Genomic DNA, 15683 nt, shown 5'->3' with positions numbered 1-15683 from the left:
CAATGGTGCTCGATTCCACGAGCGCCGCAATGAATCCAGCATCGCCCACCGGCGCCACATGCGTACTCGTCATTGACGACAACGTCGATTCCGCGGAGTCGTTGGCCACACTCTTGTCGATGGATGACTACGAGGTCATCGTCGCCTTCGACGGGCAAGCGGCCTTGGCTGTTGCAACGGAGCGTCAGCCCGCCATCGTCATCTCTGATGTCGGCATGCCCGGAATGTCTGGGTACGACCTTGCCACTGCCGTTCGTCGCATGCCGTGGGGGGCGAACGCGTTCCTGGTGGCTGTCACGGGATACGGGCAGGCACAAGATCGCGAGAAGGCTGAACAAGCCGGTTTCGATGTCCATCTCACCAAGCCGGTGGACCCTGCGCATCTCATCGACATCTTGAAGAGCCGAGTCGATCCTCTTCTCGACTCTCTTTGACCGTCGAGGCACCGTTGGCGCACTGCGGGCCGGAACAGATCGACAGATCACGCCGTTTCGCTCTTGACTTTGCCATGATGGGAAGGTTCATGATGCCAACGAGCTGAGTTCCGAGCCACGCTCGACATGCCGCGAGAACTTCCCATGACCGCACTCAACATTGGCGACGCCGCCAAAGCCGCCGGCGTCACGCCCAAGATGGTTCGGCACTACGAGGCGGTAGGCCTGTTGCCGGCGGTCAATCGCACCGATTCGGGCTACCGGAAGTACTCGCCCAGCGACGTGCATGTGCTGCGCTTCATCCGTCATTCGCGCGACCTGGGCTTTTCGCTCGACCAGATCCGCGAGCTGCTGGGCCTGTGGCAAGACCGCAGCCGCCCGAGTCGCCAGGTCAAGGCTCTGGCGCAAGCGCACATCGACGAATTGGACAAGAAGTTGCGCGAGATCCAGGCGATGAGGACCACGCTGCAGACGCTGGTGGGTTGCTGCCACGGCGATGAACGCCCCGACTGCCCCATCATCGAATCGTTGGCAGCGCAGGATGCCGCTTCTATGCCGGACACCCCAAGTTCCATCGCCCGTCTCGGGCTTCCACCCCACGCTTGACCTTGTCACTGTGGCAAGGTTTAGACTGCCTCCGCCCTCGAACAATCCCCGATGAAACCCCTGCGCTTCTGGTTGATCCTGCTGCTTGTCGCGCTGCTCCCGCTGCGCGGCGGGTTTGCGGCCGCCATGTTGTGCGGCCCTGCTGCAGGGACGTCGCCGGCGGTCGTTTCGGCTTCCCAACATGGCTCAGCGAATGACCATGCGGCACATGATCACGGCAGCCACGACCACGGCAGAAGTTCGGATCACTCACACCATGCGGCGTCCGACGTCGCACCTTCGGCGACAGGCGAAGCCGCTCACCACTCGAGCGCCGCGGCAACAGCTCACGACAGGTGCAACATGTGCTCGGCCTTTTGCTCTGCCGCGCCGCTGCTGACGGAGGTGCCGGCGCTCGTCGCGCCGGTCTCTTTCTCCACGGTCGCCTTCGAGGACTTCAGCGTCCAGGCACCGTCATTCATCTCGGGCGGTCCCGAGCGTCCTCCCCGAAGCATCTGACCCCTCGAGGCCTCTGCGTGAGGCCGGATGGGGCTCGTGCCTGCCGGCACGGGTGATCTGCCGATCCACACGAATCGGCGACCAGATGACTTCGAACCATGACTTCAACCTTCTTGCGGGCGGCACTGCCTTTGGCACTGTGCTGGCCCTTCGTGGCGGCAGCGCAAGCCAGCGCAAACACCCCCCGGTCGGACGCGCTGCGCTACGACTCTGCTTTTGCCGACTACAAACCCTACCGTGACCTCGAGGCGCGAACCTGGCGCGAGGTCAACGATCAGGTCCGATCCTCAGCGAGCGGCCTTTCGCATGGCGGCAACCACGGAGCCGTTGCCCCACCTGCTCCGGCGGCGGCGTCTGCGCCGGCGGGCGCACCGCACCCGCAACACCAGCACCACCAGGGAGGTGCTCGATGAAGAGCCTCACCGTCGTGGCCGCCGCGGTCGTGCTCACGGGTTGTGCCTCGTTTTCCGCTGACGGACGGTTCGGCCCCGTGGAAGAGCTGACCCGAGAACGCACGGGCCAATCCCCGAGCTACCCACGCACGCCCTCGGAAGCGGACAGTGCCCAGGCGCGCATCAAAGAACTGCTCGGCCAACCGCTGACCCCCGAAAGCGCGGTCGAGCTCGCTTTCTTGAACAACCGGGGACTGCAGGCCAGCTTTGCCGAGCTGGGCATCGCCGAGTCGGAGCTGGTTCGAGCCGGGCGACTGCGCAACCCGGTTTTCGCCTTCGGCCGCCTTCGCGAGGGAGGCGGCATTGTCGAGACCGAACGCTCGCTGATGATCGACTTGCTGGGTCTCTTGACGATGCCGGTCACGCGCCAGATGGAGCAGCGCCGCTTCGAGCAGGTGCAGCACCAGGCGGCCAGCGAAGCAGTACGCACCGCTGCCGAAGCGCGCCAGGCCTTCTACACGGCGGTTGCTGCTCACGAGCTGGTCCGCTACTACCAGCAGGTCAAGGAAGCCGCTGACGCCTCGAACGAGCTGGCCCGTCGCATGGTGCAGGCGGGCAACTTCAACAAGCTCGCCCAGATGCGCGAGCAGTCGTTCTACGCCGATGCCACGGCCGATCTCGCCCGGGCGCAGCACCGTGCGGTGGGCGAACGCGAGCGCCTCGTGCGAGCCCTGGGGCTGTCGGGCGACCAACTGGCCTTCCGACTGCCGGAGCGCCTGCCCGACCTGCCAGACGCGCCGACGACCCCGGCCGATGCCCAGCAGACCGCGATCGAGCGACGGCTCGACGTGCTGGCGGCTCGACGCTCCACCGAATCCACCGCGCGTTCACTGGGCCTGACCAAGGCCACCCGGATGATCAACGTGCTGGAACTGGGCTACCAGAACAAGAGCGTGACCGGCGAGCCGCGGGCCAATGGGTACGAGATCGAACTCGAACTGCCGCTCTTCGACTTCGGCTCGACTCGCCTGGCTCGCGCCGAGGCGGTGTACATGCAGTCCCTGCATCGCACCGCCCAGGTGGCAGTGAACGCCCAGTCGGAGGTGCGCGAGTCGTATTCGGCGTACCGGACGGCCCACGACCTGGCCAAGCACTACCGCGATGAGGTGGTGCCGCTGAAGAAGCGCATCTCCGAAGAGAACCTGCTTCGCTACAACGGGATGCTCATCGGCGTGTTCGAACTGCTGGCCGACTCGCGCGACCAGGTGCGAAGCGTCACTGCTTACGTCGAGGCGCTGCGGGACTTCTGGGTGGCCGAAACCCAGTTGAAGACCGCCATCACCGGCCAGTCACCCGGCAGCAGCACGCTGTCGGGAGGTCCCTCTGCTCCCGCCGCTGCCCCGGGCGGCGGCCACTGATCCGATCCATCATGTCCAACCGCAGAAATTTCATCCGCACCGCTGGCGCAGTGGCGCTGGGTGCCACCGCCGTCAGCCGGGTCGGTGCCGCCTCCTTGCCCGAAGCGGTGACCCAGACCTCGGCGACCATGCAGCCACCGGTCGCTCCGACGACCGGGCGTCCCTTCAACCCCGTGGCCACGCTCAACGGCTGGTCGCTGCCCTGGCGCATGAACAACGGCGTCAAGGAGTTCCACTTGGTGGCCGAGCCCGTGGTGCGCGAGTTCGCGCCCGGCATGAAGGCCAACCTGTGGGGCTACAACGGCTCCAGTCCCGGCCCGACCATCGAGGCAGTCGAAGGCGACCGCGTCCGCATCTTCGTCACCAACAAGCTGCCTGAGCACACGACCGTGCACTGGCACGGCGTGATGCTGCCCTCGGGCATGGACGGCGTGGGCGGCCTGACGCAGCCGCACATCGCGCCCGGCAAGACCTTCGTCTACGAGTTCACGCTGCTGCGCTCGGGCACCCACATGTACCACCCGCATGCGGACGAGATGACGCAGATGGCGATGGGCATGATGGGCATGTTCATCATCCACCCGAAGGACATCCGCCAGCAGAAGGTGGACCGCGACTTCGTGTTCCTGCTCGCGTCCTACGACATCGAGCCTGGCAGTGCGACGCCTCGCACCTCCGAGATGACGGACTTCAACCTGTGGACCTGGAACAGCCGGGTCTTCCCCGGCATCGATCCACTGGTCGCCCGCACGGGCGAGCGGGTGCGTGTGCGCGTGGGCAACCTCACGATGACCAACCACCCGATCCACATGCACGGGCCGCACTTCGTGGTCACTGGCACGGATGGGGGCTGGGTGCCGCCATCCGCGCGCTGGCCGGAGGTGACCACCGACGTGGCCGTGGGTCAGATGAGAGCCTTCGAGTTCGACGCGGTAGCGGGCGACTGGGCGATCCATTGCCACAAGTCGCACCACACCATGAATGCCATGGGCCACGGCCTGCCCAACATGATCGGCGTCGACCACCGCGGCGTGGCCGAGCGCATCACCAAGCTCATTCCCGACTACATGGTGATGGGGGAGCGCGGCATGGCCGACATGGGGTCGATGGAGATGCCGCTGCCCGACAACACACTGCCGATGATGACCGGCACCGGGCCCTACGGCCCGCTCGAGATGGGTGGCATGTTCAGCGTGGTCAAAGTGCGCGACGACGTCAAACCCGGCAACTACGCCGACCCGGGCTGGTACCGCCACCCGCAAGGCAGCGTGGCCTACGAGTTCACGGGCCAACTGCCCGAACCCACGCGTCCACAACCCACACGCGCGGACGCAGGAACCCTGCGCGTGCGCAAGCCCACCGGTGACCACTCCGGCCATTGAGCCGCAAGGAGAACGTTCATGAGATTTGAGATTCTTCCGCGGCTCTTGATCGGCATGCTCGGCCTTGCCGTCTCCAGCCTCGCAACCGCCCATGGCGACGGACACGAGGCCGCGCCTCGCACCTACGACGCCAAGCAGGTGGAAGGCACGCCGTTCGGGCGCCAGGGCGATCCGAAGAAGGTCCGCCGCACCGTGCGCATCGACATGAGCGACGCGATGCGGTTTGCGCCGAACCAGTTGAACGTCAAGCGCGGGGAAACCGTGCGCCTGGTGGCAAGCAACAAGGGGCAGGTGCTCCACGAAATGGTGCTCGGCACACCCGAGGCGCTCAAGAAGCACGCGGAGGCGATGCGGCGCTTCCCGGAGATGGAGCACGACGAGCCGTACATGGCGCACGTCAAGCCGGGCAAGTCCGGCGAGATCGTCTGGCAATTCACCCACGCGGGCACGTTCGAGTTCGCCTGCCTGATTCCGGGCCACTTCGAGGCCGGCATGGTGGGCAAGGTGGTCGTCAAGTGATGCGCAGTGTTCTCTGCACAGTGCCGGGCCAGCTGCCCGTGCGTGCGCGATCCTCAACCCAATCAGGAACCCACATGAAGATTTTCCAAACCGCCACCACCATCCTCGTCACCTGCCTTGCCGCGGGCGGTGCTTCAGCGCAGACGCCGACAGACAAGACGGACCACAGTGCCCATCACCCACCTGCGGCAGCGTCTGCTGCGGCGAGCACCGCGCTCACCGAAGGCGAGGTGCGCAAGGTCGACAAGGAGCAGGGAAAGATCACGCTGCGCCACGGCCCGATCGTCAACCTGGACATGGCACCGATGACGATGGTGTTCCGTGTAAAGGATCCGGCGGTGCTTGACCGCTTCAAGACCGGCGACAAGGTTCGCTTCGCCGTCGAACGCACCCAGGGCGCGATCGTCGTGACGCAGATCGAACCCGCCAAGTAGCCGAGCCTGGATCAGAGAGCCAACAGGAGATGTCGCACCGCATGTAGTTCGAACCGGCTTGCTGCAAGGGCTTCTGTGGACCGCGCGCACAACCCCAAAAAGCGCGGTGCGCGGGGCATGCCTGCGCAGGTCATGAGCGCCAAGCCGGCAGCGTGGCAGGTGCGAGAGTTGCCCTCGAGAGGGCGGTGCCGAGCGTTTTCGGTACCGCTTCATCGTCGTCAAGGAGAACACCATGAGCCACGAACACTACGCTTCCTGCATCGAGGCCTGCAACCAATGCGCCGCGACCTGCAACCACTGTGCGACCGCCTGCCTGCAGGAGGAGGACGCCAAGATGATGGCGCGATGCATCGCCCTCGACATCGACTGCGCGGCCCTCTGCCAGCTTGCCTCGGCCGCCATGGCCCGGGGCAGCGAGCACGCCCAGGCCATCTGCGCGCTGTGCGCCGAGATTTGCGACGCCTGCGGCGAGGAGTGCGGCAAGCGCCGGACCGACCACTGCCAAGCCTGTGCACAGGCCTGCCGTCGCTGTGCGGACGCGTGCCGCCGGATGTCGAGCGGCGCAAGCCAGGCACCTTCGGCAACCAGCGCGCACGCCCACTGAAACTCCGGCACGAAATGCTTGACCTTCCCACGATGGCAGGGTTCACAGTGAGCCCATCGCATAAGGAAAGGCGTCCACCGTGATTGCATTCGACGTTCAAGACATGACCTGTGGCCACTGCGTGAAGGCGGTCACCCAGGCCCTGCGCCAAGCAGACAAGCAGGCGACGGTGTCGATCAACCTCGACACGAAGCGTGTCCAGATCGGCTTGCCTGCGAGCGATGCGGCCACGCTCAAGGCCGCCATTGAGCAGGCGGGCTATCACCCGGTCGATGTGGCAGATGCATCGGTGAGCCGCGCCGAAAGAACGGGTGGCTGTTGCGGAAGCTGCCACTGAGGCGTTTGCTTGATGGCGGTCAATGGGCCTGCGGTGTTGTGAACTGAGGATGTGGAGATGCACACCATCTCTGCCTCACGTCGCATGCGACGCATCTTTAAGCACCGGCATGGCCATGGCGGCCATGACAAACGCACGGTCCACCGCGATGAGTGACCCATGGGGCGTCCAGCTGCGCTGAAAGCGGCCGAGCTGCTATCGCCCCTTGCCGCGCTGGGTGCGGCTTTGGCCGCCCAGGCCGTGCTCGCTTGAAAGGACTTCCATGAATCACCAGCACCACGCGCACACGGCGCACAGCGCGCCTCTCGCGCATTCGAAGCCCGCCGGCCCCGCGATGGCTGGCACCGTCGAGGCGGGTGCACCGCAGTACACGTGCCCCATGCACCCGGAGGTGCTTTCGGCCCAGCCCGGGCAGTGCCCCGAGTGCGGCATGAACCTGGTGCCGACCAGCAGCACCTCAGCGCCTGCCTGCTGCAGCGGGCATGGGCATCACCATGCGCCGAAGCCAAGGTCTTCGACGGCCGAGATTCCAGGGGTGCAGGAACACACCCATCCAACCGGCCAGGGGACCACCTACACCTGCCCGATGCACCCCGAGATCCGGCAGGACCACCCGGGGAATTGCCCCAAGTGCGGCATGACACTGGAGCCTCTGATTCCGGAGGCCTCGGCCGATGACGACAACCCCGAGTTGCGCGACTTCTCGCACCGCTTCTGGTGGACCTTGCCGCTGACGGTCGTCGTCACCGTGTTGGCGATGGCCGGGCATCGCCTCGGCTGGATGGACCCTGCACGGCAGAGCTGGCTCGAATTGGTGCTCTCGATGCCGATCGTCCTGTGGGCAGGGTGGCCGTTTTTCACGCGCTGCGCCCAGTCCTTTCGCAACCGCAGCCCCAACATGTGGACGTTGATCGGCATTGGCACGGGCGCGGCGTTCCTCTACAGCGTGGTGGCCACCGTAGCGCCCGACGTATTCCCGGCCAGCTTCGCCGCGCATGGGCGCATCGGGGTGTATTTCGAAGCGGCGGCAGTGATCATCTCGCTCACGCTGCTGGGGCAGATGCTGGAGCTGCGCGCCCGGTCGCAGACCTCGGCGGCGATCAGGTCGCTGCTCGGCCTCGCGCCGAAGACCGCTCGTCGCATCGAGGCCGACGGGTCGGAGTCGGATGTGCCACTGACCCATGTCCACGTCGGCGATCGCCTGCGCATCCGCCCCGGCGAGAAGGTGCCGGTGGACGGCGTGGTGCTGGAGGGATCCAGCGCCATCGACGAAGCCATGCTCACCGGGGAACCTGTCCCGGTGACGAAGCGCCCTGGCGACAAGGTGATCGGTGCCACGATCAACACCTCGGGCACGTTGGTGATGCAGTCGGAGAAGGTGGGCTCGCAGACCATGCTCTCGCAGATCGTGCAGATGGTGGCCCAGGCCCAGCGCTCCAAAGCGCCCATGCAGCGAATGGCCGACCACGTGGCGGGCTACTTCGTGCTCGCGGTGGTCGGCATTGCCTTGCTGTCGTTCTTTGCCTGGGGCTTCTTCGGCGGCGACCAGGGTTGGCAGTACGGACTGATCAACGCGGTCTCGGTGCTGATCATTGCCTGCCCGTGTGCGCTCGGCCTGGCCACGCCGATGTCGATCATGGTCGCGACCGGCCGCGCGGCTACGCAGGGCATCCTGTTCCGCGACGCTTCGGCGATCGAGAACTTCCGGCGGGTGGACACGATGATCGTGGACAAGACCGGCACGTTGACCGAGGGCAAGCCCGCCTTCGAACGTGCCGTGGCGGTCCAGGGCACCACCGACGATGAGGTGCTTCGGCTGGCCGCGAGCCTCGACCAGGGCAGCGAGCATCCGCTGGCGCAGGCGATCGTGGATGCGGCCAAGAGCAGCAAACTGCCTCTCGTCGAAGCAGTCGATTTCGAGTCCTCTACCGGCATCGGCGTGCGCGGCCAGGTCGAGGGGCAGCGACTGGTGCTCGGCAACACTGCCTTGATGGAGCAGGACGGCGTGGACGTCTCGGCGCTGCGCGACCAGGCGGAGGATCTGCGTCAGCGCGGGAGCAGCGTGATGTTCCTCGCCCGTGAGGGACAGGCAATGGGGCTGCTGGCGGTGTCCGACCCGGTCAAGGCCAGCACGCCCGAGGCGCTCCAGAGCCTGCACGATGCCGGCATTCGGGTGGTCATGGCCACAGGCGACGGACTCACCACAGCGCGTTCGGTGGCTCAGCGACTGGGCATCGACGAAGTGCACGGCGAAGTGAAACCGGCCGACAAGCTCGCCCTGGTGGAACGCCTTCAGCACGAAGGTCGCGTCGTGGGCATGGCTGGCGACGGCATCAACGATGCGCCGGCACTGGCCAAGGCCGATGTCGGCGTGGCGATGGGTACGGGCACCGACGTCGCGATGAACAGCGCCCCGGTGACATTGGTGAAAGGCGACCTGCGGGGTATCGCACGGGCACGGGAGATCTCCCAGAGCACGGTGGCCAACATGCGCCAGAACCTCGCGTTTGCGTTCGTCTACAACGCGCTGGGCGTGCCGCTGGCCGCGGGCGTGCTGTACCCATTCACGGGCTGGCTGCTGTCGCCCATGATCGCCGCGCTGGCGATGAGCCTGTCGTCGTTCAGCGTGGTGGCCAATTCGCTTCGGTTGCGGGCCCGAGACTAGGGAACTCCTCACGGAGTCGCCGAATCGATGGTTCCTCTCGTTCGTATCATTGCCACATGCGCCGCGTCCTGGTTCTCCTGATGATCTTCCTTCTGCCCCTGCGGGGCTGGGCGGGCGACGCCATGAGCCTGCAGATGGCGATGAAGGATTCGACGCCTGCGGCTGTCCATGCCATGCCCCCTGGCTGCCCGATGCACATGCAGGCTGCCGACGCGGCCCAGGAACCGGCCGGGGAACACATGCCAGGCGGGATGGAGAAGTGCGCATCGTGCCAGCTCTGCATTCCCATGGCCGCGCTGGCCGAAACGCCGACGAGCGTTTTGGCTCACGCGGTGCATGCCAAGCCTCTTACCGCCGGTGCCGAGTTCATCAGCGCGTCCGCGATGTTGGCGTTGAAACCGCCTATTTCCTGATCTCCACGCCCAAAGTGCGTCCGCCGATCGCTGCGGACACCTGAAATGTGGCTCACCGAGCCACTGCTGGAGATATCCATGAAAAAGCTACTTCTGGTCGCAGCTTTGCTGTGCGCCAATTCCGTCTGGGCCGCCACCGAATGGGTGGACGGCGAAATCGTCAAGCTCGACCCCGGGCGCTCCAAGATTGTCCTGAAGCACGCACCCATCAAGATGGTGAAGATGGCTGCCATGACGATGCCGTTCCGCGTCGAGGATGCGGCGCTGCTCGCGCCCCTCAAGGTGGGCCAGAACGTTCGCTTCGAGGTTCTCGAACAAGGCGGCGAACTGATCGTGCAACAGATCGAGGTGCGCCCATGAAGCGCCTGGTTGCCTCCATGGCGCTGGCCATCGCCAGCACCGCCGGTGCTGCGCCGATGGGCTTCAAGGACAGCGTGATGACCATGGCTGACATGGGGCCGAACTGGCGCGAAGCCTGGGTCAACTATGCCGTCACTGCGCGCGATGCCATCGGTGCCGGCGGGCTGTACATGCGCTCGGACGACGAAATGAAATCCCGCACCCTGGCCGAAGTGAACTACACCAGGCTCGTGAAACGCTGGAACCTCCCGGAGGCGCAGGCCAATGTTTGGTTCTTCGCCGGTGCCGGCTCGATCACCGGCAACGATTTCTCGGGGTCCAGATTCGCCGTCGCGCCCGGGCTGCAGGTGGACTACGAGACCACTCGCGTCTACCTCGCCGCCACCGGACGGCTCTACCGCGCCGAGGGCCTCAACCACGACTACGGATCGCTCCGCGCCGGCTTCTCCTTCTACGAGGTCGACTACGACGAGATCCAGCCCTGGCTCGTGCTCGAGGCCCGGCGCATGCGGGGCCTGTCGGAGAAGACCGAGATCACGCCCATGCTGCGCCTCATCCACAACCGCTACTTCGTCGAGTTCGGCGTCAACAACGCCAAGCAGGCTCGCGCGAACCTTATGTACACGTTCTGAAGGAAGACCATCATGAACAAGCTCTCTCAACTCATCGCGGCCGTGTTGCTCGCCGGCACCGCCACCTCCTCGTTTGCTGCCACCAGCATCAAGGCCACCGTCAACGGCATGGTCTGTGCGTTCTGCGCCCAGGGCATCGAAAAACGCCTTTCAGCCTTGCCCGCGACGCAGGCCGTCTTCGTTGACCTGAAGCAGAAGGTCGTGATCGTCGAGGTCAAGCCGGGACAGACGCTGGACGGCAAGCTCATCACCGCCGAGATCACTGATGCCGGCTACGACGTCACGAAGCTGGAGACGGTCGAGCAGTCGGTGGCCGACATCAAGGCCGGCCTGAAGGCGAAGAAATGAGCGCCGACGGCATCGCCGAAACCCGATCCAGCTTCTGGACCTCGATGCTGAGCCTGTTCGCCAGCTCCAGTACCTTGGTCTGCTGCGCGTTGCCAGCGCTGCTGGTGGCGCTGGGCGCGGGGGCGGCGCTCTCGTCGCTGGTCTCGGTGTTCCCGCAGGTCGTCTGGCTCAGCGAGCACAAGGTGGGCCTCTTCGTGTTCGCGGGGCTGGCCATGGCCGGCAGCGGCTGGCTGCAATGGCGCAACCGGACGGCCCCGTGTCCCACGGATCCGGCGCTGCGCGACGCCTGCCTGAGGACGCGTAAAACGTCCTGGCGGCTCTACGTCTTCAGCCTGCTGGTGTACGTCGTGGGCGGCTGGTTCGCTTTCGTGCAACCTTCGCTGTCGGGGGCGTTCGACGGCTGAGTGCAGTGCCATCCGGTGTCGATGTCGTTTCCAATCCAGAACGGCGCGACCCGGATGTTTCGCGGCAGCGAGCTATCGCTCGCTGCCGTTCAGTGTTCGAGGCGGCACAGGCAGTACGTGAACTGCTGCTCCGAGCCCCAGGGGGTCGTATGCTGATCGAGCCGGTTGTCCACGAGCCGGAAACGCGCCCCGAACTCCGCATACAGCTCTGATGCCGCATACCGCGCGACCGTCAGGCCGCTGCACTGCAACGGCCCCTGTGGCCCGAACGTGGCCACGATGGCAAAGCCGCCAGGCTTAAGGGCGTGCAGCACCGTAGGCGCGTCGCTGGGCCTCTTCGGTTAGGAAGTGGAACACCGCCCGGTCGTGCCAGACGTCGACCGAGCGGGGCTCGAACCGATGCGCCAGGGCATCGGCCGCAATCCACTGCACCGACCGCGCCTGCTCGCCCAGCCGATCCTGCGCTACCTCGAGCGCCTTGGTCGAGATGTCGAGGACCGAGATCGCGCTGTAGCCCGACGACAGCAGGTCGTCGACCAGCGTGGCTTCGCCGCCGCCCACATCGACGACAGAGGCGGACTTCGATACGCCGGTGCGTTCGATGTACGAGAGCGAGGTGCTCAGGTGCGGCGCGTACCAGCTAACGGCGTCGGGTGCCTTGGTCGTGTAGACGGATTCCCAGTGTTCTCTGCTCGGCATGTTCGGTGTTCAGCGGTTAGGAGAGAGACGTCAGTGCGTGCCGTGAACGTGCGCGTTCCCGCCCGTTTGCCCTTTGACGGTGCCGGTTCGGACAGCTCCCGAAGGATGCGGCACTCAGCTGCGGCCGTCGACTGCGTGCAGCGCTCGCGCAATTGCTGAAGCTGCTTCTCCAACGCTCGGAGTTCCTTGATGCGACGGGCCACATGCCCGATGTGTTCGTCGAGCAGCGCGTTGACGCCCGAGCAGTTGTCGTCGGGCGAATCCTTGAAGCGCAGCAGCACGCGCACCTCGTCCAGCGTCATGTCCAGCGCCCGGCAATGCCGGATGAAGCCCAGCCGCTCGACATGCTCGGGCCCGTAGACGCGGTAGTTCGACTCGGTGCGGGCAGCGACGGGCAGCAGTTCTTCGCGCTCGTAGAAGCGGATCGTCTCGACCGGGGTGCCGGTCGCCTGGGCCAATTCGCCGATTTTCATGGGGTCTCCGGAGGGCGCTTGACTCTACACCTGCTTCAGGGTTTCCAATGGCTTCATGGAATCTCGAACCAACACCGACACCTTGACCGAAAGCTGCTCGGCGCATGGCTGCGGCAGTTGCGCCGCGCCAGCCCCTGCCGTTGCCGCCATGCCAGTCACCTCTTCCGGCAGCAAGAGCGTGTTTCGGATCTCGAACATGGACTGTGCCAGCGAGGAAGCCGAGATCCGCCGCGCGCTGGAGCCGGTCGCCGGCATCCAGTCGTTGAGCTTCCAGCTGACCGCCCGCACCCTGACCATCGGCGCGCCGGCCGGTGTGCTGCCCCAGGCGGTCGAGGCGATCACCCGGGCCGGCTTCAAGCCCGAACCGCTGAACCGGCCCAAGGACGCTGGCCGAGAGGTCGCCGCCGACGTCGAGCACGCCGTCGGCACGGGCATCGCGCGCCTGCTGGCGGCGCTGGGCTTTGCCCTGGCGGCCGAGCTGGTCGAGTTCTTCGCCCCGGAAACGCGCCTCACCCAAGGCCTGGGCATGGTGCTGGCCGTGGTCGCCATCTGGCTCGCCGGCCTGGAGACGTACACCAAGGGCTTCGCCGCGGTCCGACGCGGCAAGCTGAACATCAACGCGCTGATGACGGTCGCGGTGACCGGAGCGTTCCTGATCGGGCAGTGGCCCGAAGCCGCGATGGTGATGGCGCTCTACGCAATCGCCGAGCTGATCGAGGCGCGGTCGGTCGATCGGGCACGCAACGCGATCCAGAGCCTGATGGCGCTGACGCCGGATGAAGCGCTCGTGCAGCAGCCAGGCGGCGGCTGGGCCACGGTGGCTGCGGCCGATGTGCCGCTCGAGGCCGTCGTGCGCGTCCGCCCGGGTGAACGCATCCCGCTGGACGGCCTGGTCGTGCGCGGTGCCAGCGCGGTCAACCAGGCACCGGTGACCGGCGAGAGCATCCCGGTCGAGAAGGACCTGGGCGACCCGGTCTTCGCCGGCACGATCAATGAGACCGCGGAACTGGAGTTCCGCGTCACCGCTGCCGCGTCGAACACGACGCTGGCGCGCATCATCCATGCCGTCGAGCAGGCGCAAGGCACGCGGGCTCAGACGCAGCGTTTCGTGGACCGCTTCGCCGCGGTCTACACGCCTGCCGTCTTCGCTCTGGCCCTCGCGGTGGCGGTGCTGACGCCCTGGGCGCTGGGTTGGACCTGGCTCGAGGCGCTCTACAAGGCGCTCGTGCTGCTGGTGATCGCGTGCCCTTGTGCGCTGGTGATCTCCACGCCAGTGACCGTCGTCAGCGCGTTGGCGGCCGCCGCCCGCCGCGGCATCCTGGTCAAGGGTGGTACCTACCTGGAAGACGCCCGTAAGCTGCGCGCGATCGCGCTGGACAAGACCGGCACCATCACCGCCGGCAAGCCGAAGCTCGTGGACCAGCAGGTACTCACGGGCGACCCCGCGCGCGCGCAGCAGCTCGCCGCCAGCCTGGCGGGTCGATCCGACCACCCGGTGTCCAAGGCGATCGCCGAGGGCCTGAACGCCCAGACCCTTGCCGTGGATGCCTTCCAGGCACTCGCCGGCCGGGGCGTCCAGGGTCGAGTCGAAGGCCAGACCTACGTGCTCGGCAACCACCGCCTGATCGAGGAACGCAAGCAGGGCAGCCCGGCGCTGGAAGCCGAACTCAAGCGGCACGAGGAACGCGGCCGCACGGTGACCCTGCTCGCCGGCGACGAGGGCGTGCTGGCTCTGTTTGCCGTGGCCGACACGATCAAGCCCACGTCCAAGGCGGCGGTCGCCGAGCTGCGCGCCCTGGGCGTCACGCCGGTGATGCTGACCGGCGACAACCAGGCCACCGCGCAGACCATTGCCCGCGAGGCCGGCATCGAGCAAGCCCGGGGCAACCTGCTGCCCGAGGACAAGCTCAAAGCCGTCGAGGAACTGCAGCGACAGTTCGGGCCCACGGCGATGACCGGGGACGGCATCAACGACGCGCCGGCGCTGGCCCAGTCCGACATCGGTGTGGCGATGGGCGGTGCCGGCACCGACACGGCAATGGAGGCAGCCGACGTGGTCGTCATGAACGACGACCTGCGCCGCATCCCCGAGCTGATCCGCCTGTCGAGAAAGACCCACGCGGTGCTCTGGCAGAACATCTCGTTCGCCCTTGGCGTCAAGGCGGTGTTTTTTGTGCTCGCCGTGTTCGGCTCGGCCACCATGTGGATGGCCGTTTTTGCCGACATGGGCGCGAGCCTGGTCGTGGTGGCCAACGGGCTGCGCCTGTTGAAGCCGAGCCGTTCGTCGTTTGAAGGAGCCTCGTCATGAGCCGTTTCGCAAGCCGGATCCGCCCGCACGTCGACCAGGAGCTGGCGGCCGCCCAGGCCGCACGCGGGCCCGACAGCGCCTTCCACCACCTTGAACGCGCCCACGTGCTCGGACAGGCCTCGACCGTCCACCACGTCCGGGTCCACGCCCGGATGCTGGTGTGGGGCCTGCGCCAGCGTCGGCCGCGCGAGGTGCTGGGCCAGCTGCTGCGCATCGTCGGCGCGGCAACCAAGACCGTGTTCTGGATCCCCGTCGGCAACACGGGCGGCGCGAACGTCAGCGCCTTCCGGCCGATGCCCATCCCGTCCGACCTGGCACAGCGGATCACCGCGGCACGTCAAGGCCAATGAGTTCACGGACACCCCGTCGATATACTGAATCCATGCGCCGCTGGCTGCTCGTCCTCCTCGTTGCCTTCTTGCCGTTCCAGTTCTCCTGGGCGGCCGTGGCCGCCTATTGCGGGCACGAGCAGGTGCCTGCCGAGGCACGTCACTTCGGGCACCACGAGCACGATCATCAGGATCGCCACGACACGAACCACGCCACGGCGGACGACCAGGACCAGCACGGCAAGAAGAACGCGCTGGACGTCGACCAGGACTGCGCGTTCTGCCACCTCGGCGGCTCGCCACTTCCGATCACCGCCGCGCTCACGGTCTCGGCCGGTTCCAGCCACTGGGAAGCGCGCACATCGAACCTTCCTCGCTCTCACATCCCCAGCGGCCTCGAACGCCCTGACAGGCAACCCGCCTGATCC

21 protein-coding genes are annotated in these 15683 nt (G+C 66.4%); 18 read left to right on the top strand and 3 right to left on the bottom strand.

Annotated elements, in window-relative coordinates:
* The first annotated feature begins 2 nt into the window (after positions 1 to 2).
* The 15 genes from AC1KAT_RS14340 (at position 3) to AC1KAT_RS14270 (ending at position 11446) form a co-directional block, all read left to right on the top strand.
* Positions 3 to 434, top strand: coding sequence for a response regulator (locus AC1KAT_RS14340; protein WP_480327082.1), 432 nt, complete (start codon positions 3 to 5; stop codon positions 432 to 434).
* 144 nt (positions 435 to 578) lie between these two features.
* On the top strand, positions 579 to 1040 hold the full coding sequence (cueR, locus tag AC1KAT_RS14335; RefSeq protein WP_480327080.1) for a Cu(I)-responsive transcriptional regulator: 462 nt from the start codon (positions 579 to 581) through the stop codon (positions 1038 to 1040).
* A gap of 51 nt (positions 1041 to 1091) precedes the next feature.
* Complete coding sequence (locus AC1KAT_RS14330) at positions 1092 to 1538, top strand: hypothetical protein (protein WP_480327078.1); 447 nt, start codon at positions 1092 to 1094, stop codon at positions 1536 to 1538.
* Positions 1539 to 1947: 409 nt separating this feature from the next.
* Positions 1948 to 3348: a TolC family protein gene (locus tag AC1KAT_RS14325; RefSeq protein WP_480327076.1), complete on the top strand. Its 1401-nt coding sequence runs from the start codon at positions 1948 to 1950 to the stop codon at positions 3346 to 3348.
* 11 nt (positions 3349 to 3359) lie between these two features.
* The gene (locus AC1KAT_RS14320) at positions 3360 to 4730 is read left to right on the top strand and encodes a multicopper oxidase family protein (RefSeq protein ID WP_480327074.1); all 1371 of its coding nucleotides are present in this window, start codon (positions 3360 to 3362) and stop codon (positions 4728 to 4730) included.
* 54 nt (positions 4731 to 4784) lie between these two features.
* The gene (locus tag AC1KAT_RS14315; protein ID WP_480327763.1) at positions 4785 to 5249 is read left to right on the top strand and encodes a cupredoxin domain-containing protein; all 465 of its coding nucleotides are present in this window, start codon (positions 4785 to 4787) and stop codon (positions 5247 to 5249) included.
* Complete coding sequence (locus AC1KAT_RS14310) at positions 5249 to 5683, top strand: copper-binding protein (RefSeq protein WP_480327072.1); 435 nt, start codon at positions 5249 to 5251, stop codon at positions 5681 to 5683. The genes AC1KAT_RS14315 and AC1KAT_RS14310 overlap by 1 nt, the downstream gene beginning before the upstream one ends.
* A 232-nt stretch (positions 5684 to 5915) precedes the next feature.
* Positions 5916 to 6287 (top strand): four-helix bundle copper-binding protein, encoded by a 372-nt coding sequence (locus tag AC1KAT_RS14305; protein WP_480327070.1) that lies wholly within the window; start codon positions 5916 to 5918, stop codon positions 6285 to 6287.
* 79 nt (positions 6288 to 6366) lie between these two features.
* The gene (locus AC1KAT_RS14300; protein ID WP_480327068.1) at positions 6367 to 6624 is read left to right on the top strand and encodes a heavy-metal-associated domain-containing protein; all 258 of its coding nucleotides are present in this window, start codon (positions 6367 to 6369) and stop codon (positions 6622 to 6624) included.
* Positions 6625 to 7003: 379 nt separating this feature from the next.
* Complete coding sequence (locus tag AC1KAT_RS14295; protein ID WP_480327761.1) at positions 7004 to 9289, top strand: copper-transporting P-type ATPase; 2286 nt, start codon at positions 7004 to 7006, stop codon at positions 9287 to 9289.
* 80 nt (positions 9290 to 9369) lie between these two features.
* Entirely contained in the window at positions 9370 to 9702 is a 333-nt protein-coding gene (locus tag AC1KAT_RS14290) for a hypothetical protein (RefSeq protein ID WP_480327066.1), read from the top strand.
* A gap of 45 nt (positions 9703 to 9747) precedes the next feature.
* A complete protein-coding gene (locus tag AC1KAT_RS14285; protein WP_480327064.1) occupies positions 9748 to 10062 on the top strand; it encodes a copper-binding protein in 315 nt (104 codons plus the stop codon).
* Positions 10059 to 10694 (top strand): hypothetical protein, encoded by a 636-nt coding sequence (locus tag AC1KAT_RS14280; protein ID WP_480327062.1) that lies wholly within the window; start codon positions 10059 to 10061, stop codon positions 10692 to 10694. The genes AC1KAT_RS14285 and AC1KAT_RS14280 overlap by 4 nt, the downstream gene beginning before the upstream one ends.
* A 12-nt stretch (positions 10695 to 10706) precedes the next feature.
* Positions 10707 to 11042, top strand: a complete 336-nt coding sequence (locus AC1KAT_RS14275; protein WP_480327060.1) for a heavy-metal-associated domain-containing protein — start codon at positions 10707 to 10709, stop codon at positions 11040 to 11042.
* A complete protein-coding gene (locus tag AC1KAT_RS14270) occupies positions 11039 to 11446 on the top strand; it encodes a hypothetical protein (RefSeq protein WP_480327058.1) in 408 nt (135 codons plus the stop codon). Before AC1KAT_RS14275 ends, AC1KAT_RS14270 begins: the two co-directional genes overlap by 4 nt.
* Before the next feature lie 89 nt (positions 11447 to 11535).
* Here the strand turns inward: AC1KAT_RS14270 and AC1KAT_RS14265 are convergent, their stop codons facing one another.
* Genes AC1KAT_RS14265 through cadR form a run of 3 tightly spaced genes read right to left on the bottom strand, consistent with a single transcriptional unit; the run spans position 11536 to position 12618 of the window.
* On the bottom strand, positions 11536 to 11760 hold the full coding sequence (locus tag AC1KAT_RS14265) for a hypothetical protein (RefSeq protein WP_480327056.1): 225 nt from the start codon (positions 11758 to 11760) through the stop codon (positions 11536 to 11538).
* The gene (locus AC1KAT_RS14260) at positions 11744 to 12145 is read right to left on the bottom strand and encodes a class I SAM-dependent methyltransferase (protein ID WP_480327054.1); all 402 of its coding nucleotides are present in this window, start codon (positions 12143 to 12145) and stop codon (positions 11744 to 11746) included. The genes AC1KAT_RS14265 and AC1KAT_RS14260 overlap by 17 nt, the downstream gene beginning before the upstream one ends.
* A complete protein-coding gene (gene cadR, locus AC1KAT_RS14255; protein WP_480327052.1) occupies positions 12067 to 12618 on the bottom strand; it encodes a Cd(II)/Pb(II)-responsive transcriptional regulator in 552 nt (183 codons plus the stop codon). Before cadR ends, AC1KAT_RS14260 begins: the two co-directional genes overlap by 79 nt.
* Positions 12619 to 12673: 55 nt before the next feature.
* Here cadR and AC1KAT_RS14250 point away from each other — a divergent pair, with 55 nt between their 5' ends.
* The 3 genes from AC1KAT_RS14250 to czcI are packed head-to-tail and all read left to right on the top strand — an operon-like array spanning position 12674 to position 15680.
* Positions 12674 to 14926: a heavy metal translocating P-type ATPase gene (locus AC1KAT_RS14250; protein WP_480327050.1), complete on the top strand. Its 2253-nt coding sequence runs from the start codon at positions 12674 to 12676 to the stop codon at positions 14924 to 14926.
* Positions 14923 to 15276: a DUF3703 domain-containing protein gene (locus tag AC1KAT_RS14245; protein ID WP_480327048.1), complete on the top strand. Its 354-nt coding sequence runs from the start codon at positions 14923 to 14925 to the stop codon at positions 15274 to 15276. Before AC1KAT_RS14250 ends, AC1KAT_RS14245 begins: the two co-directional genes overlap by 4 nt.
* A 32-nt stretch (positions 15277 to 15308) precedes the next feature.
* Positions 15309 to 15680, top strand: a complete 372-nt coding sequence (gene czcI, locus AC1KAT_RS14240; RefSeq protein ID WP_480327046.1) for a cation efflux protein, CzcI family — start codon at positions 15309 to 15311, stop codon at positions 15678 to 15680.
* The last annotated feature ends 3 nt before the right edge of the window (positions 15681 to 15683 follow it).

Source organism: Piscinibacter sp. PDB5-1 (assembly GCF_056676035.1).
Note: the sequence above shows the minus strand (reverse complement) of the source record. Positions and strands in the feature narration are given on the sequence as shown.